The sequence below is a fragment of the Citrobacter sp. wls827 genome (genome assembly GCF_005280875.1).
Lineage (GTDB): Bacteria > Pseudomonadota > Gammaproteobacteria > Enterobacterales > Enterobacteriaceae > Citrobacter > Citrobacter youngae.
Genome location: NZ_SZWR01000010.1, coordinates 566,499 through 586,599, shown reverse-complemented (window position 1 = coordinate 586,599; position 20,101 = coordinate 566,499). Strand labels below are relative to the sequence as shown.

Here is a 20,101-nt window from a genome sequence, read left to right as displayed (position 1 = left end):
AGTCTTTGCAGGCCAGTTCGCAAGTTTTGCAACCGGTGCAACGGCTGGAATCAATAAAAAATCCATACTGGGTTGTCATCGGTTACTCCTTACACCTTTTCAACCTGAACAAGGTTCGTATGTGATGGGTTCCCCTTAGCGAGAGGAGAAGGTCGCTGGGTCGTCAGCACGTTAATACAACCGCCCTGATCCACACGTTTCACATCCGGGTCATACCAGGCGCCCTCACCCAGCGCTACAACGCCAGGCATCATACGTGGGGTAACTTTAGCCTCAATATGCACTTCGCCACGGTCGTTAAAGATACGTACCTTGTCACCGTTGTTAATACCACGTCGTTGTGCATCCATCGGGTTAATCCACATTTCCTGGCGACAGGACGCTTTCAGAACGTCAACGTTGCCATAGGTCGAGTGGACGCGAGATTTATAATGGAAGCCCGTTAATTGCAGAGGGAATTTTTCCACCAGTGGATCGTTTAAGCTTTCAAAGCCCGGTGTATAAATCGGTAATGGATCGATCACATCGCCTTCCGGCAGTTCCCAGGTTGCAGCGATTTCTGCCAGCGCTTGAGAATAAATTTCAATCTTACCTGACGGCGTGGTAAGCGGATTGGCTTTGGGGTCCTCACGAAATGCTTTATACGCCACGTGATGTCCTTCAGGATCACGCTGCTTAAAGATGCCCTGCTTACGGAACTCTTCAAATGTCGGCAGTTCCGGTATAGCCTTGCGCGACTGTTCATACAGATGACGCATCCACTCTTCCTGAGTACGGCCTTCCGTGAACTGTTGCTCGACGCCAAGGCGTTTCGCCAGCTCGCTGGTCATTTGGTAGATAGTCTTGCATTCAAAGCGTGGTTTGATCGCCTGATCGGTGAAAATCACGTAGGACATATTCCCGCAAGATGCATCCAGCGCGAAGTCCATCTGCTCAGAGGCCGTGCAGTCCGGCAGCAGAATATCGGCATATTTCGCCGAGGAGGTCATATGACAATCAATAACGACGATCATTTCACACTTCTTATCATCCTGCAGGATTTCATGCGTGCGGTTGATATCAGAGTGCTGGTTAATCAAGCAGTTACCGGCATAGTTCCAGATCATCTTAATCGGAACATCGAGCTTATCCTTACCACGAACACCGTCGCGCAGCGCCGTCATTTCCGGACCACGCTCAATCGCATCCGTCCACATAAACATTGAGATACTGGTTTCGACGGGGTTTTCCAGCGTTGGCATACGCTCAAACGGTAAATCGTATGATCCCTCACGTGCACCGCTGTTGCCGCCGTTAATACCAACGTTGCCGGTGAGAATGGCCAACATCGAAATGGCACGGGTCGCAATCTCACCGTTGGCGTGACGCTGCGGCCCCCAACCCTGGCTAATGTAGGCGGGTTTCGCGCTACCAATTTCACGCGCCAACTTAACAATTCGTTCAGCAGGAATACCGGTTATCTGCGCAGCCCATTCCGGGGTCTTCGCGATACCGTCTTTACCCTGACCGAGAATATACGCCTTATAATGACCGTTCTTCGGCGCTCCCGCCGGGAGAGTTTTTTCGTCATAGCCCACGCAGTACTTATCGAGGAACGGTTGATCAACCATATTCTCGCTGATCAGTACATAGGCAATACCGTTAACCAGCGCTGCATCTGTACCCGGTCGAATGGGAATCCATTCATCTTCACGACCCGCACCGGTATCCGTGTAGCGGGGATCGATTATGATCATGCGGGCATTAGATTTCTGCCGCGCCTGTTCAAGGTAGTAGGTCACCCCACCACCGCTCATACGAGTTTCGCCTGGGTTATTACCAAACAGGACAACGAGCTTACTGTTTTCAATGTCAGACGGGCTGTTACCGTCAGCCCATCCGCCATAGGTATAGTTCAGTCCTGCCGCGATTTGCGCAGAAGAATAATCCCCATAGTGGTTCAGGTAACCGCCGCAACAGTTCATTAAACGTGCCACCAGCGTTTTACCCGGCGGCCATGAGCGCGTCATCGTGCCGCCCAGCGTGCCGGTACCGTAGTTCAGATAGATAGACTCGTTACCGTAGTCTTTAATCAGACGCTGCATATTGCTGGCGATGATATCGTAGGCTTCATCCCAACTGATGCGCTCAAATTTACCTTCGCCGCGTTTGCCGACACGCTTCATTGGGTATTTCAGACGATCGGGATTATAGACGCGACGGCGCATAGAGCGCCCACGCAGACAGGCGCGTACCTGGTGCAGACCGTCATAGTTGTCATCACCGGTGTTGTCGGTTTCGACATACTTTATTTCACCGTCTACCACATGCATACGCAGCGGACAGCGGCTACCACAGTTCACCGTACACGCGCTCCAGATCACTTTCTCATTAATCTGTGTTGGATTGAGGGCTTCTGCGGCATTTGCGATACGGGTAAATGGCAGGGTAAACGCGCTACTGGCCACCGCCAGTCCGCCTATCGCCGTCGTTTTCACCAGACCGCGGCGACTAACCTCAGCTGCCAGTACGGCATCGGGGATCTTAGTTTTCATAGTGGCTCACTCTGCTGCTCACAATAAACAAAAAGGGAATGTTCGTTGTATAGTCGTTTATATATCGATACTATCGTTATACAGACCGTTATATATCGAATTTATGCAAAGACAGAGATAAATACTGACTTTCATTCGAAGGCAGTATTACCACTAATGGAGTAAGGGTTATTGTCCGGCATCAAACGGGCGTAAAAAAAGCGCCCTGAGGCGCTTTTTTAGCAAGGAAAAATGACTTAACCGATGAATTCCAGGCCATTCATGTACGGACGTAATACTTCCGGTACCTGAATACGGCCATCAGCTTGCTGGTAGTTTTCCATAACGGCAACCAGCGTACGTCCCACTGCCAGACCAGAGCCGTTCAGTGTATGCACTAAACGTGTTTTCTTGTCAGATTTGCTACGACAACGCGCCTGCATGCGACGAGCCTGGAAATCCCACACATTGGAGCAGGAGGAAATTTCACGATAGGTATTCTGTGCAGGGATCCACACTTCCAGATCGTAGGTTTTGCATGCGCCGAAGCCCATGTCGCCTGTGCACAGGATGATCTTGCGATACGGCAGCCCCAGCAGTTGCAGGACCTTCTCAGCATGGCCGGTCATCTCTTCCAGCGCGTCCATCGAATCTTCCGGACGAACAATCTGCACCATCTCGACTTTATCGAACTGGTGCATACGGATCAGACCACGAGTGTCACGACCGTAAGAACCCGCTTCGGAACGGAAGCACGGCGTATGTGCAGTCATTTTGATTGGCAGCGCATCTTCGTCGATGATTTCGTCGCGTACCAGGTTGGTCAGCGGCACTTCTGCCGTTGGGATCAGCGCATAGTTGCTGCTGTCAGCTTCTTCATCCAGCGGACGCGTATGGAACAAGTCACCAGCAAATTTCGGCAGTTGGCCAGTGCCGTACAGCGTGTCATGGTTAACCAGATACGGGACGTAGTTTTCGCTGTAACCATGCTGCTCAGTGTGCAGATCCAGCATAAACTGAGACAGCGCACGGTGCATACGCGCAATCTGCCCTTTCATGACTACAAAACGAGAGCCGGTCAGTTTAACCGCAGCGGCGAAATCAAGACCCGTGTGCATTTCACCCAAGGTAACGTGATCGCGCACTTCGAAATCGAACTCGCGCGGTGTACCCCAGCGGCTGACTTCAACGTTGTCATTTTCATCTTTACCCACCGGAACTTCGTCCGCTGGCAGGTTAGGAATAGTCAGCGCAATATCGCGGATCTCGGCCTGTAAGGTATCAAGTTCAGCTTTCGCGGCATCCAGCTCTTCGCCCAGTTTGTTCACTTCCAGACGTAAAGACTCGATATCTTCCCCGCGCGCTTTTGCCTGGCCGATGGATTTCGATCGAGAGTTACGCTCTGCCTGCAGGTTTTCAGTTTGTACCTGCAGAACTTTACGACGCTCTTCAAGAGCGCGCAGCTTATCTACATCCAGCTTAAAGCCCCGGCTTGCCAGTTTTTCTGCGACTGCGTCTGGCTCATTACGCAGCAGATTGGGATCGAGCATGCTTATCCTGTGCTTATCGAATTAAAATAGGAGAAAGTGACCACAGCCTGCGGTCACAGGGATACATCGACAACATTACCGCAACGATAACACTAACGGTAGCGTTTTATAGGGCTATTTTGATCCTGTCCGGCGAGCCAGGCGAGCTTTTCGCCAATCTTGCCTTCAAGACCTCTGTTTGTCGGGTGATAATAGCGCGTTTGTGCCATTTCCTGCGGGAAGTACTCTTCTCCGGCAGCATAGGCATTTGGCTCATCATGAGCGTAACGATATTCCTGACCGTAGCCCATCTCTTTCATCAGCTTCGTCGGCGCATTACGCAGGTGGACAGGCACGTCGTAATCCGGACGTTCCCGGGCATCAGCCAGCGCGGCTTTAAAGGCGGTGTAAACCGCATTACTCTTCGGCGCACAGGCCAGATAAACAATCGCCTGAGCAATCGCGCGTTCACCTTCCGCTGGCCCCACGCGGGTAAAGCAATCCCATGCGGAAATCGCCACCTGCATGGCGCGAGGATCGGCATTGCCTACATCTTCAGAGGCAATCGCCAGACAACGACGGGCAACGTACAGCGGATCGCCGCCAGCGGTGATGATACGCGCATACCAATAAAGCGCCGCATCCGGAGCGCTTCCGCGAACTGACTTGTGTAATGCGGAGATGAGATCGTAAAAACGATCGCCTTTATTATCGAAACGCGCGCTGCGTTCACCAGCAATTTCAGTGAGCAACTCTGCTTTCAATACGCGCTTGCCGGAATCATCAACTTCGGCCATATCGGCCATCATTTCCAGCGTATTCAGCGCCCGGCGCGCATCACCATTAACCAGTTCGGCAATCGCCCGACGTGTCTCCGGCGGCAGTACGATATCCTGGCCGCCGTAACCCCGCGCTTTGTCTGACATCGCCTGGTCCAGCACCTGTTCAATATCGTCGGTGGTTAATGATTTCAGTAAGTAAACGCGTGCACGTGACAGCAGCGCCGAGTTCAGCTCAAACGAGGGGTTTTCAGTGGTCGCGCCAATAAACGTGATGGTACCGTCTTCAATATGCGGTAAAAACGCATCCTGTTGGCTTTTATTAAAACGGTGAACTTCGTCCACAAACAGGATCGTACGCTGGCCAGCGTTACGGTTCTGACGCGCACGCTCAATCGCTTCACGAATTTCTTTTACACCAGACGTAACCGCCGAAATACGTTCAACATCGGCGTTGGCGTAACGGGCAATCACTTCGGCAAGCGTGGTTTTGCCCGTCCCCGGCGGCCCCCATAAAATCATGGAGTGCAGGTGCCCGGCCTCAATAGCACGTGGCAAAGGTTTGCCCGCAGCCAGCAGATGCTGCTGGCCGATATACTGCGCTAAATTTTCTGGCCGCATACGCGCGGCCAGTGGCTGAAAAGTATTATCAGAAAAGTCGAGCGACAGATTGCTCACTCACACGCCTCTACTTACGTTGATCGTCAACCGTTACACCTTGCGGCGGGGTAAAGGTGAATTTGGAAGGTTCGATCGCACCATTCTGCTGAGATTTCAGCTGATAGCTGCTGCGCTGATCGTCTTGTTCAACGGCGCTAAACTGGTGGATCGTCCCGTCACGCCCAACATTGATCGTAAACTGCTTCAGGTTACCGCTGCTGGTTTTAGGTGTCAGCACGAAATCATCGCCGTTTTGCTTAATGTTGTACTGCTGCCAGTCGCTGGCCTGGTTACGCGCGATCAGCATGAACGGCGTATTGCCCGTGGCGTCTTTCAGCCAGGTCGCCGTCGCCTGTTCAACAAACGGGTTAAAGAACCACAGCGTTTTCCCATCGGAAACCAGGATGCTTTCGTCAGGCTGTGTCATATGCCAGTTAAACAGATTCGGACGTTTAACCCATAAATCACCCTGGCCTTCCTGCACCGCTGCGCCGCTACCATCCGTTACCTTCTGGGTAAAACTGGCGTGGAAGCTGCTGACTTTATCCAGACGGCTTTTCAGGTCGCTGGCGGCGTCAGCCCAAACGCTGCTCACCACAAAGCTCGACAGTAATGCACAGGTGATTGCGATTCTTTTCATCGTTATTCCTCAAAATACGTCACTCCCAACGGGGAGCTCCTTCTGCTATCCATTTCAGGCCAAAAATCAGCATGAGGAAAGTAGAAAATACTGAATTACTTAACTTTGCAATCAATCAAAGGGCGGTGGAGCCAGCACTTCACGATTGCCATTATGTCCCTGCTCACTGACAATTCCCTGCGCTTCCATCTGTTCAATGATGCGCGCCGCACGGTTATAGCCAATGCGGAACTGGCGCTGGACGCCTGAGATGGAGGCTTTGCGCTTCTGGGTAACAAAATTCACCGCCTGATCGAACAGCGGATCCAGCTCTTCCCCACCGTCAAAACCACCACCACCACCTTCACTCTCGGTGTCTGAGGTGATGCCTTCCACGTACTGTGGACGACCACGCGCTTTCCAGTCCTGCACGACCGCGTGAACTTCCTCATCGCGCACAAAAGCACCATGTACACGCACTGGAATCGTTGAGTTTGGCGCAGAATAGAGCATATCACCCATGCCTAGCAGGGATTCAGCCCCCCCCTGATCAAGAATGGTACGAGAGTCAATCTTACTCGACACAGTAAACGCTATACGCGTCGGGATATTTGCTTTGATAAGCCCAGTGATAACGTCAACCGACGGACGCTGGGTTGCCAGCACCAGGTGGATACCTGCCGCACGCGCTTTTTGCGCCAGACGGGCAATCAGTTCTTCCACTTTTTTACCGACAGTCATCATCAGGTCAGCAAATTCATCGACCAGAACCACAATATACGGTTCTTTTTTCAGCACCGGATGGGTGACATCCATGCTATCGCCTGGTTTCCAGTACGGATCCGGGATTGGACGTCCCATACGATCTGCTTCCGCAATCTTCTCGTTGTAGCCCGCAAGGTTACGCACTCCCAGCGCTGACATCAGCTTATAGCGGCGTTCCATTTCATTAACGCTCCAGCGCAAGGCATTGGCTGCGTCTTTCATATCCGTAACGACTTCAGTCAGCAGATGCGGGATACCTTCATAAACCGACAGCTCGAGCATTTTCGGGTCGATCATGATAAAGCGAACATCTTCCGGCTGCGCCTTGTAGAGCATGCTGAGGATCATGGCGTTGACCCCAACAGATTTACCCGACCCCGTGGTACCTGCCACCAACAGATGCGGCATCTTGGCCAAATCGGCAGTCACAGGTTCACCAGCAATGTCCTTGCCGAGAACGACAGTAAGCGGTGACGGATTATCACGGAATTTCGCGTTATCCAGTACTTCACGCAGATAGACGGTCTGGCGTTTTTTGTTCGGTAACTCCAGTCCGACATACGGTTTACCTGGAATAACCTCCACTACACGAACTGCTGCGGTTGATAGCGAGCGCGCCAGGTCTCGGGAAAGGTTAGAAATACGCGCAGCTTTAACACCCGGTGCCAGATTTAGCTCAAAACGGGTAATCACCGGTCCGGGCGAGTAGTTCACCACATCGGCTTTAATACGGAAATCAGCCAGACGCGCTTCCACCAGACGCGCCATTTGCTCCAGCGCGAATGTATCTATTGGCTCAACTTCCGCCGGTGGTGGGGTGAGCAGATCCAGCGATGGCAGCAGTGTCGTCGGACGCTGTACAGGGCGGCTGTCGCCATTACGCATCAATAACGGATGGATCAGGCTTTCCTGCGGCGGCGGTGTGCCAGGCTGCGGTGGCTGCTGATAATGATGCTGCGGTGCAACAGGCTGCGGCGGCTGCTGATAATGCTGCTGCGGTGCGACAGGCTGCGGCGGCTGCTGATAATGCTGCTGCGGTGCAACAGGCTGTGGCGGCTGCTGATAATGCTGCTGCGGTGCGACAGGCTGTGGCGGCTGCTGGTAATGCTGCTGCGGTGCGACAGGCTGTTGATACTGTGGCGTAGGTTCCGGCATCACGCTGGGGGTAAACAGCGGCTCATGCGGCCCCTCATCCACTAACGCTTTCATTGGTGAGAATTCAAAATCATCAAGCGAGAATGGATTCGCCCCGGCAGGCTGTGCGCCGGAATAACGTTGCTGTTGGGAAGAAGCGAACTGACGCGCCAGTTCCGCTTCTGCGGCTGAATCTTCGTCATCAGTGTGATTGGTATCATCCTGATACTCTTCGCCATAGCGGTGCTGCTGCGACTGGGCAAACTGACGCGCCAGCTCATCCTGCTGCATTGCATCAATTTCATCGTCACTGTATTGCGCGTCCGAATCAAGCTGCTCTTCGCGCGCTTTCTCTTCCGCCATACGTTGTGACGGCAACTTAATGCCATATGAAGCCAACTCACGGCGTGTCGGGACACGCACACGATTAGGGCGCGGCAGTTGAGGGCCAATTCCCTCTTTCACCTGCGGACGCGGCGCACCGCCACCCGCAAGGCTAAAGACAGGCGCTGCGGCAGCGGCTCCCGATCCCAAAGCGGCACTTTTTACACCTGCAGCCAGCGGCGCAACGGCAGCAACAGACTCAACGGGAGGTATGGATGCTGTTGGCATAGACGGTGCAGCGGGTTTCACCCGCTCAGGCTCTTGCACGGGTTCTGGAATCGGCTGATACCAGGCAGCTAGCTGCTCACGCTCACGCGCGCGTTTTTCTTCCACTTCTTCAAAATAGTAGAGCGGTGGACGTGCTGGCTTCACCTCTTCAACGACAGGCTCAGGCTCGGCAACCGACGGCTGTTCCACCACGGGCTGCTGATGAACCACGGGTTGTTGCTGCACGGTGTCTTGATGATAGACAGGCTGCGGTTCAAGCGGCGCACTCTGCTGGTAAACCGGTTCTGGTTGCCAGGCGGGCTCCACCACTGGCTCAGGTGCTTGCCACGGCATTGCCGGTTGCGGCATCGTCGGCTGTTCATAGCCAGCTTCGGCAACTGGCGGTACAGAATATGGCATCTGCGGTTCAACCGGGGCAGGTTGCTGCCAGGGTTCATAAGGCTGAACCGGCGGCTGCGCGTACTGAACGGGCTGTGGGTAACCTTCCGGCGCTGGCGCGATAACCGCTTCACCGGTTTGCGGAGCCGGTGCGGATTGCCATGCCACAGCAGGAGTGGGTTGCTCTAAAACGGTTCCCGGTACTGACGCAGGTTGCAACAGCGGGTCGACTGGCGCACTCCAGGCCTGAGTTGTCGCAGTGGCAGTGGCGGCCGCCGCCGCGGTGACCGGCTCAGTCACTGAATGGCCGTTTAATAGCGGGTCGAATTCATCGTATTCAGGCAATGTGGCACGATTGCCTGAGAACAACACATCGTCAGGATCGGCTACAACGCCACGCGCGCTGTATTCAATTTCGTCTTCATCATCCATGCGCTTGCCGGAGAACAGCGCGGCATCAGTGTGACGCCCAAGTGGATTGGTGAACTTCTCTGCCAGCCGTTTACGGCGCGCTAACGCTCCGCGCAGAATACGTGCCCGTCGGGATTCATGTGGGGTGCCATCAACGGCGTCGACCGACTCTTCATCATCTTCATATTCTTCGTCATCGACCCAGGTATCATCGCGACGAGTACGATTGCTGGCAAATGTCAGAATATTCAGTAACCAGCCACCCAGTTTTTCGGCAATGCTCACCCATGACCAGCCAGTAAACAGCGTTAAACCCGCGGCCCAGATACATAACAGCGCAAGCGTACCGCCACTGCTGTGCAGCAGGGGTTGCAGCGTAGTACTGAGCAGGCTGCCAATAACGCCGCCAGAGGCAAAATACCAGATGTCATCGGCATTGATTGCGGCAAGCCCGCAAGAGGTGAGGATCAGCGCCAGAACGCCAATAATACGCAGCGATACGGCGAAGTAATCGACGTATTCGTCGCTGGCCTGATGTCGCCAGGCAAACCAGCAGCCACCGACGATTATCACGGGGATAGTGTAAGCCATGACACCAAAAATGAAGAACAGCGTATCCGCCAGCCATGCTCCGGGTATTCCGCCCAGATTATGGATAGGCTCGTGCCATGCGGTTTGCGACCAACTGGGGTCCGAAGGGTTAAAGCTGAGTAATGCTGCCATCAACCAGACGGCAAAAAGGGCAATAAGAATCAGCAACGCTTCCAGAAGTCGGCGCCCGCTGCTTAACTTCGTCAATGTGACGTCTTTGTCTTCAGTGTATTCCTGGCTCAAAAACGGCTCTCCAGGTTTCAGGCTTTTCCTGCCCGATGCTAAAACGGACAACAGCACCGGGTTACCCCGGCACTGTTGCTGTATGGATTAACAGGAGTGTAATCAAACTGCGTCGATTTTGCACCTGTTCCGTGTTAGCGCGTCTTAATTACCAGACGATTGCTCTGTTTGACTTCTTCCATTACCACGTAAGTACGTGTGTCATTCACGCCAGGCAGACGCAGCAGGGTTTCCCCCAGCAGCTTACGGTATGCCGACATATCCGGTACGCGTGTTTTCAGCAGATAGTCGAAATCACCGGAAACCAAATGACACTCTTGAATTTCTTCAAGTTTTTGTACTGCAGAGTTAAATTGCTCAAACACATCCGGGGCGCCACGATTCAGAGTAATCTCAACAAAAACCAGAAGTGATGCATCCAGATAATGCGGGTTTAACAGCGCTGTATAGCCCTGAATAAAACCCTGTCTTTCCAACCGACGCACACGCTCAAGGCAGGGCGTTGGAGAAAGTCCCACTCGTTTTGAAAGCTCGACGTTAGAAATACGCCCATCCTTTTGCAGCTCATTAAGAATGTTACGATCGATACGGTCGAGATCTTTGCCAGGGCGCTTCTTACTATCTACCATTATTATTGTCTCTCTGTATTCCTTCCCTACTCCTGCCTGACTCTATTAACATCACTGTTCAGAGTCGCTACCCATCACAATAAACCGCAACCCAGAGGGATTTACGGTGCGCAATGCCTGGGTTTATGGTGAGAAGACCGTTGCCTGTCGGCGGCTATCGACATCACGAATGGCATCTGTCCACACCATGCGTAGATTTCACTAACCCGGTAAACATGGTATCTACATGCATGATTATGCAGCATATACATGACACAGTTTTTTTCTTCCTTGAATGTTTTCGCAAAACAGCAGGTGATTGTCAAAGCAAAACATCGATTTTTAGTACAACATGCCAGTTATTCATTGGGAGTGATGGAAAATCGTCATTTTATCACCTTATAACTGACCGATTTTAAGTAGAAATCATTATATCTCCGTCATAGTTCACGTCACCTGTGCGTTGGCTTCACGCGGGCCCCCAACTCGAATAAATTAGAGAGGCGCATTACCCTCAATTTTGCCCATCATCGGTTTCCGCTATTACACATATTGTTAACAAAATCGCCATACTCTTTTTTTACGACTGCAAATTCCCTACAATCCTGCCCATTGCCTACCAACAACTATGGGGATCTCATGGGCACGACCAAACACAGTAAACTTCTTATTCTGGGTTCAGGCCCTGCGGGCTATACCGCCGCCGTCTACGCTGCGCGTGCAAACCTGCAGCCGGTGCTGATTACCGGTATGGAAAAAGGTGGTCAGTTGACCACGACAACAGAAGTGGAGAACTGGCCTGGCGATCCAAACGATCTCACTGGCCCGCTGCTGATGGAGCGCATGCACGAGCACGCAACGAAATTTGAAACGGAGATCATCTTCGATCACATCAGCAAGGTAGATCTGCAACACCGCCCTTTCCGTCTCACCGGAGACAGTGGCGAGTACACCTGTGACGCACTGATCATCGCCACTGGTGCTTCAGCACGCTATCTGGGCTTACCTTCAGAAGAAGCCTTTAAAGGCCGCGGCGTCTCCGCCTGCGCAACCTGCGACGGTTTCTTCTATCGTAACCAAAAAGTTGCGGTGATCGGCGGCGGCAACACCGCTGTGGAAGAAGCGTTGTACCTGGCGAATATCGCCTCCGAAGTTCACTTGATTCACCGCCGCGACAGTTTCCGTGCTGAGAAAATCCTCATCAAACGTTTGATGGATAAAGTTGAAAACGGCAACATCGTGCTGCACACGCATCGCACACTGGAAGAAGTGACTGGCGATCAAATGGGTGTAACCGGATTGCGTCTGCGCGATACGCAAAATACTGACAACGTTGAATCTCTCGACGTCGCCGGATTGTTTGTCGCCATCGGCCACAGCCCGAACACGGCTATTTTCGATGGTCAACTTGAACTGGAAAACGGCTATATCAAAGTTCAGTCCGGTATTCACGGCAATGCGACACAAACCAGTATTCCTGGTGTGTTCGCTGCCGGTGACGTGATGGACCATATTTATCGTCAGGCGATTACCTCAGCTGGCACAGGTTGTATGGCCGCCCTTGACGCTGAACGTTATCTCGACGGTTTGGCGGACGCCTGCAAATAGTTTTTACAAATCAGTAACAAAAGTAAAAAAGGCGACTATAAGTCGCCTTTATTTTTGCCCCGTTGTAACATTGTCCTGCCCAAAAATTCCAATAACTCACCTGCTAAGCGTGCAATGAATAAAACCCGTCAAAAAGAGCTTACCCGCTGGTTAAAACAGCAAAGTGTCATTTCTCAACGCTGGCTGAATATTTCACGCCTGTTGGGGTTCGTGAGTGGCCTGTTAATTGTCGCTCAGGCCTGGCTCATGGCTCGGATTCTGCAGCACATGATCATGGAAAATATTCCCCGTGAAGCGCTGCTGTTCCCTTTCGTCGTGCTGGTCTTGATTTTTATCCTGCGGGCGTGGGTTGTCTGGTTACGTGAGCGAATAGGGTTTCACGCGGGTCAACATATTCGTTTTGAGATTCGTCGCCAGGTTCTGGACCGTCTGCAACAGGCGGGGCCAGCATGGATACAGGGGAAGCCTGCCGGAAGCTGGGCCACGCTGATTCTGGAACAGATTGACGATATGCATGACTACTATGCGCGTTATTTGCCGCAAATGGCGCTTGCGGTATGCGTCCCGCTATTGATTGTGGCTGCCGTTTTCCCGTCAAACTGGGTTGCAGCCCTTATCCTGCTGGGAACCGCACCACTGATCCCTCTGTTTATGGCAATGGTCGGTATGGGCGCTGCCGATGCCAACCGGCGTAACTTTCAGGCACTTGCCCGACTCAGCGGTCATTTCCTCGATCGCTTGCGCGGCATGGAAACACTGAGAATTTTTGGTCGCGGCGAAGCGGAGACGGAAAGCATCCGGGCTGCATCGCAGGATTTCCGTCAGCGCACGATGGAAGTGCTTCGCCTTGCATTCCTGTCTTCGGGCGTGCTGGAGTTTTTCACTTCGCTCTCTATTGCACTGGTAGCCGTGTACTTCGGTTTTTCTTATCTCGGCGAGCTTGATTTCGGCCACTACGGAACCGGCGTCACGCTGGCGGCAGGTTTCCTGGCGCTGATTCTGGCACCGGAATTTTTCCAGCCGCTGCGCGATCTGGGGACGTTTTACCATGCCAAGGCGCAAGCGGTAGGCGCTGCCGACAGCCTGAAAACATTCATGGAAACCCCGCTCGCGCATCCTGAGCGTGGCGATATTGAGCTGGCAACCAAAGACGCGGTTTCAATTGAAGCCGAAGATCTGATCATCACCTCACCCGAAGGCAAAGTCCTGGCTGGTCCGCTTAACTTCTCCCTACCCGCAGGCCAGCGCGCGGTGCTGGTTGGGCGTAGTGGTTCCGGTAAGAGCTCGTTGCTGAATGTCCTGTCCGGTTTTCTCTCGTATCAGGGCTCATTGCGTATTAATGGCTTTGAACTTCGTGACTTGTCGCCTGATGCCTGGCGTAAACAACTCTCATGGGTCGGGCAAAACCCGCAGCTTCCGGCTGCTACATTGCGCGAAAATGTGCTGCTGGCATGCCCTGATGCCAGCGAAGAACAGCTACAGGCCGCGCTTGATAGCGCCTGGGTCAGTGAGTTTTTACCGCTGCTTCCTCAGGGTGTGGATACCCCTGTGGGCGACCAGGCAGGCCGACTTTCTGTCGGGCAAGCGCAGCGTGTTGCCGTTGCCCGTGCCTTACTCAACCCGTGTCAGTTACTGCTGCTCGACGAACCCGCAGCCAGTCTTGATGCTCACAGCGAACAACGTGTGATGCAGGCGTTGAATGCGGCATCGCGCCGCCAGACCACGCTGATGGTTACTCACCAGTTGGAAGATCTTGCCGACTGGGACGCTATCTGGGTCATGCAAGACGGTCAGATTGTCGAACAAGGTACCTACGCGCAACTTAGCGCAGCCAGCGGGGCTTTTGCGACATTACTGGCTCACCGTCAGGAGGACATCTAAATGCGCGCTTTGCTACCCTATCTGACGCTGTATAAACGTCATAAATGGATGTTAACACTGGGGATCGTTCTGGCGATCGTTACATTATTGGCAAGCATTGGTTTACTGACACTTTCAGGCTGGTTCCTGTCTGCTTCGGCCGTTGTCGGTGTCACCGGGATTTACAGTTTTAACTACATGCTTCCGGCGGCTGGCGTTCGCGGGGCGGCAATTACCCGAACCGCAGGTCGTTATTTCGAACGACTGGTCAGTCACGACGCGACGTTTCGTGTATTGCAGCATCTGCGTATTTACACCTTCAGCAAATTGCTGCCGCTCTCCCCTGCCGGGCTCGCCCGATACGGCCAGGGCGAACTGCTCAACCGCGTTGTGGCGGATGTCGACACGCTCGATCATCTCTATTTACGCGTGCTCTCCCCGCTGGTTGGCGCGTTTGTCGTTATTGTAGTAGTCACGCTAGGGTTGAGCGTTCTCGATCTCACGCTCGCCATCACCCTTGGCGGTATTATGCTGCTGACTCTGTTTATCTTGCCTCCGTTGTTTTACCAGGCGGGTAAAAGCACCGGGCAGAACCTGACGCATCTGCGCGGGCAATATCGCCAGCAGTTGACTTCCTGGTTACAGGGTCAGGCTGAGCTGACCATTTTTGGCGCCAGTGAACGCTACCGCGCTCAAATGGAAGCCACCGAGCTGCAATGGCATGAAGCCCAGCGTCGTCAGTCCGAATTAACGGCCTTATCTCAGGCTGTCATGCTGCTGATTGGCGCTCTGGCTGTGGTGATGATGTTATGGATGGCTTCAGGTGGCGTAGGCGGAAACACTCAACCAGGCGCACTGATAGCGTTGTTTGTGTTCTGCGCGCTGGCTGCTTTCGAAGCGCTGGCCCCTGTTACCGGCGCATTTCAGCATCTCGGCCAGGTGATTGCTTCAGCACTACGTATTACCGAACTGACAGAACAACAACCAGAAGTCACCTTCCCTGATACGGAAGCTACCGTTTCGCAACAGATTACTCTGACATTGCGTGAGGTGTCTTTCAGCTATCCAGGGCAAACACAAAAAGCTCTGGACACCCTTTCTTTGCTCGCTAAACCTGGTGAACACATTGCGATTCTGGGTCGGACAGGCTGTGGGAAATCAACGTTACTGCAATTATTGACCCGTGCATGGGATCCACAACACGGCGAAATCCTGATTAACGATCGTCCGATTTCAACGCTGAACGAAGCCGCATTGCGCCAATGCATCAGCGTCGTACCACAGCGAGTGCATCTGTTCAGTGCGACATTGCGCGATAACCTGCTGCTGGCTGCGCCACACGCCAGCGATGAAGCGCTATCCGGGATGCTGTGTCGTGTCGGTCTGGAAAAACTGCTTGAAGGTGATGGTCTCAATGCCTGGCTGGGTGAAGGCGGTCGTCAGCTTTCAGGCGGAGAGCTACGCCGTTTGGCTATCGCGCGAGCTTTGCTGCACGATGCGCCGCTGATGCTTCTGGATGAACCTACTGAAGGTCTGGATGCGACAACGGAAAGCCAAATGCTTGAATTGATTAACGATGTGATGCGCAATAAAACCGTACTCATGGTCACACATCGCCTGCGCGGACTGTCGCGATTTAATCAAATAATAGTGATGGACAACGGACGCATAATTGAGCAAGGTAATCACGCAGATCTGTTAGCCAGGCAGGGGCGTTATTACCAGTTTAAGCAACGTCTGTAAGCTATTATTGAACGATCCAACTCGCGTAGTGGAGTTTTGCTGTCATGCGCCTGGTGCAACTGTCCCGCCATTCTATCGCCTTCCCCTCACCGGAAGGCGCTTTACGCGAGCCTAACGGTTTGTTGGCGCTGGGGGGCGATCTCAGCCCTGCCCGCCTGCTAATGGCCTACCAGCGCGGTATTTTCCCGTGGTTTTCTCCTGGCGACCCTATCCTCTGGTGGTCGCCCGACCCACGCGCCATTCTCTGGCCTGATAAATTTCACATAAGTCGCAGCATGAAGCGCTTTCATAAAAATTCGCCTTATCGCGTGACGCTCAATTACGCGTTTGGTCAGGTCATTGAAGGATGTGCAAACGACCGGGAAGAAGGCACCTGGATAACGCATGATGTCGTGGATGCCTATCATCGGCTGCATGAACTTGGACATGCGCACTCTATTGAAGTATGGCGGCAAAATGAATTAGTCGGCGGGATGTACGGCGTTGCGCAAGGTACTCTTTTCTGCGGTGAATCGATGTTCAGTCGCCAGGAAAATGCCTCCAAAACCGCACTGCTTGTTTTTTGCGCTGAATTTATCCGTCAGGGCGGAAAACTAATTGATTGTCAGGTGTTAAATACCCATACCGCGTCGCTGGGAGCCATTGAGACTCCGCGCAGGGACTACCTTGAACATTTAAGCAGGCTACGCCAGCAGCGCCTACCGAGCCACTTCTGGGTGCCCAGGACGTTATTTTCGCCTCAGGAGTGAATGTTTTCGGCACATTTTTTGTCGGGGTGTTATAATTGGTGCCGCAGAGTCGGTTTAGCCCATTACCCCGCCGCCGTTAAGGAACAGTTCGCGTCAGGCAACGCCTATCGTTTATCTCATCGTTCCCTTACACGTTGCGCTTTTAGTGCGGCTTTGTTGTGTGCGGTTAGAGTAATGCGCCAAACCCGATTTGCTGCGTTTTAAACGCACAAATCTTTACTTATTAAAAGAACTTCGGCATTATCTTGCCGGTTCAAATTACGGTAGTGATACCCCAGAGGATTAGATGGCCAAAGAAGACAATATTGAAATGCAGGGTACCGTTCTCGATACGTTACCTAATACCATGTTCCGCGTAGAGTTAGAAAACGGTCACGTGGTTACTGCACACATCTCCGGTAAAATGCGTAAAAACTATATCCGCATCCTGACGGGCGACAAAGTGACTGTTGAACTAACCCCGTACGACCTGAGCAAAGGCCGCATTGTCTTCCGTAGTCGCTGATTGTTTTAACGCCCGAATGGCGTCCAGATAATAAAAGGTCGGTTTAACCGGCCTTTTTTGTGGACTGATATTACGTATTTAATCCTCGATCATTCGTGCATATTCTTCCGTGAGGAAATCCACCAATGCACGAACCGACGGCAATAACCCCCTACGCGATGGAAAAACCGCGTGAATGATCTCTCGCTTTGGTTCCCAACCGTCGAGTAATGCCACCAGCTCGCCTGCGGCTAATTGATCTTTTACCATCAACTGCGGAAGTTGCACAACTCCCACACCGGCAACGGCAGCTTCACGTAGCGCCAGCATATCGGTGGTGATCATTCGTGGCGTGAAATGTACCTCCGCACGAGCTTCCTGCGGGCCAAATAGCTCCCAACGATGCACATGTTTACCCGAGGCCAGGCTCAGCCCCGGCCAGCGAGTCAATTCAGCCGGAGAATGTAGCGCGCCCATTTTCTCGATTAGCTGCGGACTGGCATACAAACGATGCCCCCTGTCCGCCAGCACCCGCATCACCAGGTCGCTATCTTCAAATGGTCGAGGCCTGACACGAATCGCCACGTCCAGACCTTCTCCAACGACGTCAACACGGCGGTTCGTGGCCTCGAGTTGCACAGATACATCAGGGTAACGCGCCATAAAACGGGCAAGCATGGGTCCGATATGCACGTGCAGCAACGTAACCGGGCACGTCAGCTTCACAATTCCACGCGGTTCAACCTGTAGCGCAGCAATGGCATCCTGCGCTGCCTGCGCTTCCACCAGCATTGCCTTACAGTGTTCGTAGAACGTTTGCCCAACTTCAGTAACATTAAACTGCCGGGTGGTTCGCTGAATCAATCGCACCCCCAGCCTCTCCTCCAGTTGTGCAATTCGGCGGCTCAGCTTTGATTTCGGTTCATCGAGCGCCCGACCGGCCGCAGCGAATCCTCCTTCTTCAACTACGTGAACAAACCACGCGAAATCATTGAGATCCGGCTTAGTCATCTTATTGTCCTATTTATGAGACTGTGAGAGCTATTTTAGCTACTACTCAGTTCTCTGTCATGAATATAAGCTTATTCACATCAAGATAACGCCACTGAGGAGACACATATGAAACAAGTAACAGGCGTCTACACCGCACCTCGCCCACACTGGGTTGGCGATGGATTCCCGGTTCGCTCGATGTTCTCTTACCAGTCTCATGCTGAACAATTAAGTCCGTTCCTGCTGCTGGATTACGCCGGGCCACATACCTTCACCCCAGGTAATGAAAAACGTGGCGTGGGCGAACACCCTCACCGTGGTTTCGAAACGGTGACCATCGTTTACAGCGGTGAAGTTGAACATCGTGACTCAACCGGTCGCGGTGGGATTATCGGCCCAGGCGACGTGCAATGGATGACTGCAGGTGCAGGCATTTTACACGAAGAATTCCATTCTCCGGAATTTACCCGGAAGGGTGGCGAGCTGGAAATGGTGCAACTTTGGGTCAACCTACCAGCGAAAGACAAAATGGCCGTACCCGGATATCAGGGCATTAGTAGTGATGTTATCCCTACTGTCGCGCTGCCAGATGACGCCGGCACTCTCCGTGTCATTGCGGGCAGCTATCAGGAGACAAAAGGTCCGGCACATACCTTTTCGCCGCTGAATGTCTGGGATATGCGTCTGCAGCGTAATCATCAGTTCACGCTGTCTCAGCCGGAAGGATGGAGCACCGCGCTGGTCGTACTGAAAGGCAACATTACCGTAAACGGCACCACGCCCGTCAGCGAGGCACAGCTGATGGTGTTAAGCCAGCAGGGTAAAACATTGCATATTGAAGCCAGTAGCGATGCCAGCGTATTGCTGTTGTCAGGCGAACCGTTGAATGAGCCGATTGTGGGTTACGGTCCGTTTGTCATGAACACGAAACAAGAGATCGCAGAAGCCGTACGCGATTTTAACTCCGGCCGCTTTGGCCAAATCTGAATCAAAGGAGAATACTATGTCCAGCCCTGCAAACTTTAATGGTTCACGCCCGGTCATTGATGTAAATGATTCTGTTATGCTGCTTATCGATCACCAGAGCGGACTTTTCCAAACCGTAGGCGATATGCCAATGCCAGAACTGCGAGCACGTGCTGCCGCGCTGGCTAAAATGGCCTCCCTGGCGAAGATGCCGGTGATTACCACCGCATCAGTACCGCAGGGACCGAACGGCCCGTTGATCCCTGAGATCCACGCCAATGCGCCTCATGCTCAATACGTGGCGCGTAAAGGCGAAATCAACGCCTGGGATAACGAAGACTTCGTGAAAGCGGTCAAAGCAACAGGTCGTAAGACGCTGATTATCGCCGGTACCATCACCAGTGTTTGCATGGCTTTCCCAGCCATCAGCGCGGTTGCGGAAGGCTACAAAGTTTTCGCAGTGATCGACGCTTCCGGTACTTACAGCAAAATGGCGCAGGAAATTACCCTGGCACGTGTCGTTCAGGCTGGCGTAGTTCCGATGGATACCGCCGCCGTTGCTTCTGAACTGCAGGGAACATGGAACCGTGAAGATGCAGCAGAGTGGGCAGAAGTGTACACGAAAGTATTCCCGGCATATCAGTTGCTGATTGAGAGCTACAGCAAAGCCCAGGAAGTCGTCACCAACGGTGAAAAACTGGACTCTCAGCGCTAATCCTCTCCCCCACGCCTGTCCGGGTGGGGAATATGTACATTGCGTGACCAAACGAATATGAACATGTAAATTCTGCTTGACCGTTTTAGCGCAACTCCCTATAGTAGCGCCCCGTTGCCCCCCATGTGGTCAGGCAGCAAT

The 20,101-nt window shown here is 53.0% G+C and carries 15 protein-coding genes and 2 pseudogenes; 9 read left to right on the top strand and 8 right to left on the bottom strand.

The genetic code is table 11. The features are described from left to right. From FDX03_RS06195 to lrp, 7 genes are all read right to left on the bottom strand, one after another. The coding region (locus FDX03_RS06195) for a 4Fe-4S binding protein (protein ID WP_001586481.1) at window positions 1-79 on the bottom strand (79 nt) is incomplete at its 3' end. Window positions 80-89: 10 nt separating this feature from the next. Beyond that, window positions 90-2,534, bottom strand: coding sequence for a dimethylsulfoxide reductase subunit A (dmsA, locus tag FDX03_RS06190; protein WP_121584417.1), 2,445 nt, complete (start codon window positions 2,532-2,534; stop codon window positions 90-92). A gap of 236 nt (window positions 2,535-2,770) precedes the next feature. Continuing rightward, window positions 2,771-4,063: a serine--tRNA ligase gene (gene serS, locus FDX03_RS06185; RefSeq protein WP_003836908.1), complete on the bottom strand. Its 1,293-nt coding sequence runs from the start codon at window positions 4,061-4,063 to the stop codon at window positions 2,771-2,773. Window positions 4,064-4,155: 92 nt separating this feature from the next. Beyond that, window positions 4,156-5,499 (bottom strand): replication-associated recombination protein RarA, encoded by a 1,344-nt coding sequence (gene rarA, locus FDX03_RS06180; RefSeq protein WP_137345640.1) that lies wholly within the window; start codon window positions 5,497-5,499, stop codon window positions 4,156-4,158. Between the two features lie 10 nt (window positions 5,500-5,509). Then, window positions 5,510-6,121 (bottom strand): outer membrane lipoprotein chaperone LolA, encoded by a 612-nt coding sequence (gene lolA / locus FDX03_RS06175; RefSeq protein ID WP_003831898.1) that lies wholly within the window; start codon window positions 6,119-6,121, stop codon window positions 5,510-5,512. A 111-nt stretch (window positions 6,122-6,232) separates the two neighbouring features. Beyond that, window positions 6,233-10,234: a DNA translocase FtsK gene (ftsK, locus tag FDX03_RS06170; protein ID WP_137345639.1), complete on the bottom strand. Its 4,002-nt coding sequence runs from the start codon at window positions 10,232-10,234 to the stop codon at window positions 6,233-6,235. A gap of 134 nt (window positions 10,235-10,368) precedes the next feature. Beyond that, entirely contained in the window at window positions 10,369-10,863 is a 495-nt protein-coding gene (gene lrp, locus FDX03_RS06165) for a leucine-responsive transcriptional regulator Lrp (RefSeq protein WP_002439523.1), read from the bottom strand. 618 nt (window positions 10,864-11,481) lie between these two features. On the opposite strand from lrp, the gene trxB reads away from it, so the two are divergent. The 7 genes and pseudogenes from trxB (at window position 11,482) to infA (ending at window position 17,307) form a co-directional block, all read left to right on the top strand. Then, entirely contained in the window at window positions 11,482-12,450 is a 969-nt protein-coding gene (gene trxB, locus FDX03_RS06160) for a thioredoxin-disulfide reductase (protein WP_137345638.1), read from the top strand. A gap of 114 nt (window positions 12,451-12,564) precedes the next feature. After that, window positions 12,565-14,331, top strand: coding sequence for a cysteine/glutathione ABC transporter permease/ATP-binding protein CydD (gene cydD / locus FDX03_RS06155; protein WP_048212148.1), 1,767 nt, complete (start codon window positions 12,565-12,567; stop codon window positions 14,329-14,331). Next, window positions 14,332-16,053 carry a cysteine/glutathione ABC transporter ATP-binding protein/permease CydC gene (cydC, locus tag FDX03_RS06150; RefSeq protein ID WP_061067610.1) on the top strand — a complete coding sequence of 574 codons (1,722 nt, stop codon included), beginning with the start codon at window positions 14,332-14,334 and terminating at the stop codon, window positions 16,051-16,053. Window positions 16,054-16,097: 44 nt separating this feature from the next. Then, window positions 16,098-16,802, top strand: a complete 705-nt coding sequence (gene aat / locus FDX03_RS06145; RefSeq protein WP_048212150.1) for a leucyl/phenylalanyl-tRNA--protein transferase — start codon at window positions 16,098-16,100, stop codon at window positions 16,800-16,802. Then, a pseudogene (locus tag FDX03_RS23115) lies at window positions 16,803-16,877 on the top strand (hypothetical protein); the annotation flags it as partial. A gap of 113 nt (window positions 16,878-16,990) precedes the next feature. Then, window positions 16,991-17,161 (top strand): annotated as a pseudogene (locus FDX03_RS23110) (hypothetical protein); the annotation flags it as partial. Then, window positions 17,089-17,307, top strand: a complete 219-nt coding sequence (infA, locus tag FDX03_RS06135; RefSeq protein ID WP_002211347.1) for a translation initiation factor IF-1 — start codon at window positions 17,089-17,091, stop codon at window positions 17,305-17,307. The pseudogene FDX03_RS23110 and the gene infA, both read left to right, overlap by 73 nt. A gap of 78 nt (window positions 17,308-17,385) precedes the next feature. Here the strand turns inward: infA and FDX03_RS06130 are convergent, their stop codons facing one another. Continuing rightward, window positions 17,386-18,297, bottom strand: a complete 912-nt coding sequence (locus FDX03_RS06130) for a LysR family transcriptional regulator (protein ID WP_048212151.1) — start codon at window positions 18,295-18,297, stop codon at window positions 17,386-17,388. 108 nt (window positions 18,298-18,405) lie between these two features. On the opposite strand from FDX03_RS06130, the gene FDX03_RS06125 reads away from it, so the two are divergent. Together FDX03_RS06125 and FDX03_RS06120 are read left to right on the top strand one after the other, a co-directional pair. Then, window positions 18,406-19,266 (top strand): pirin family protein, encoded by an 861-nt coding sequence (locus FDX03_RS06125; RefSeq protein ID WP_137345637.1) that lies wholly within the window; start codon window positions 18,406-18,408, stop codon window positions 19,264-19,266. Between the two features lie 16 nt (window positions 19,267-19,282). Continuing rightward, entirely contained in the window at window positions 19,283-19,960 is a 678-nt protein-coding gene (locus FDX03_RS06120) for an isochorismatase family protein (RefSeq protein WP_061067608.1), read from the top strand. Window positions 19,961-20,101: the final 141 nt, after the last annotated feature.

Coding starts and splice junctions, on each gene's coding strand:
- dmsA (WP_121584417.1), bottom strand. CDS start 2,534: ATGAAAACTAAGATCCCCGATGCCGTACTGGCAGCTGAGGTTAGTCGC.
- serS (WP_003836908.1), bottom strand. CDS start 4,063: ATGCTCGATCCCAATCTGCTGCGTAATGAGCCAGACGCAGTCGCAGAA.
- lolA (WP_003831898.1), bottom strand. CDS start 6,121: ATGAAAAGAATCGCAATCACCTGTGCATTACTGTCGAGCTTTGTGGTG.
- lrp (WP_002439523.1), bottom strand. CDS start 10,863: ATGGTAGATAGTAAGAAGCGCCCTGGCAAAGATCTCGACCGTATCGAT.
- trxB (WP_137345638.1), top strand. CDS start 11,482: ATGGGCACGACCAAACACAGTAAACTTCTTATTCTGGGTTCAGGCCCT.
- cydD (WP_048212148.1), top strand. CDS start 12,565: ATGAATAAAACCCGTCAAAAAGAGCTTACCCGCTGGTTAAAACAGCAA.
- cydC (WP_061067610.1), top strand. CDS start 14,332: ATGCGCGCTTTGCTACCCTATCTGACGCTGTATAAACGTCATAAATGG.
- aat (WP_048212150.1), top strand. CDS start 16,098: ATGCGCCTGGTGCAACTGTCCCGCCATTCTATCGCCTTCCCCTCACCG.
- infA (WP_002211347.1), top strand. CDS start 17,089: ATGGCCAAAGAAGACAATATTGAAATGCAGGGTACCGTTCTCGATACG.
- FDX03_RS06130 (WP_048212151.1), bottom strand. CDS start 18,297: ATGACTAAGCCGGATCTCAATGATTTCGCGTGGTTTGTTCACGTAGTT.
- FDX03_RS06125 (WP_137345637.1), top strand. CDS start 18,406: ATGAAACAAGTAACAGGCGTCTACACCGCACCTCGCCCACACTGGGTT.
- FDX03_RS06120 (WP_061067608.1), top strand. CDS start 19,283: ATGTCCAGCCCTGCAAACTTTAATGGTTCACGCCCGGTCATTGATGTA.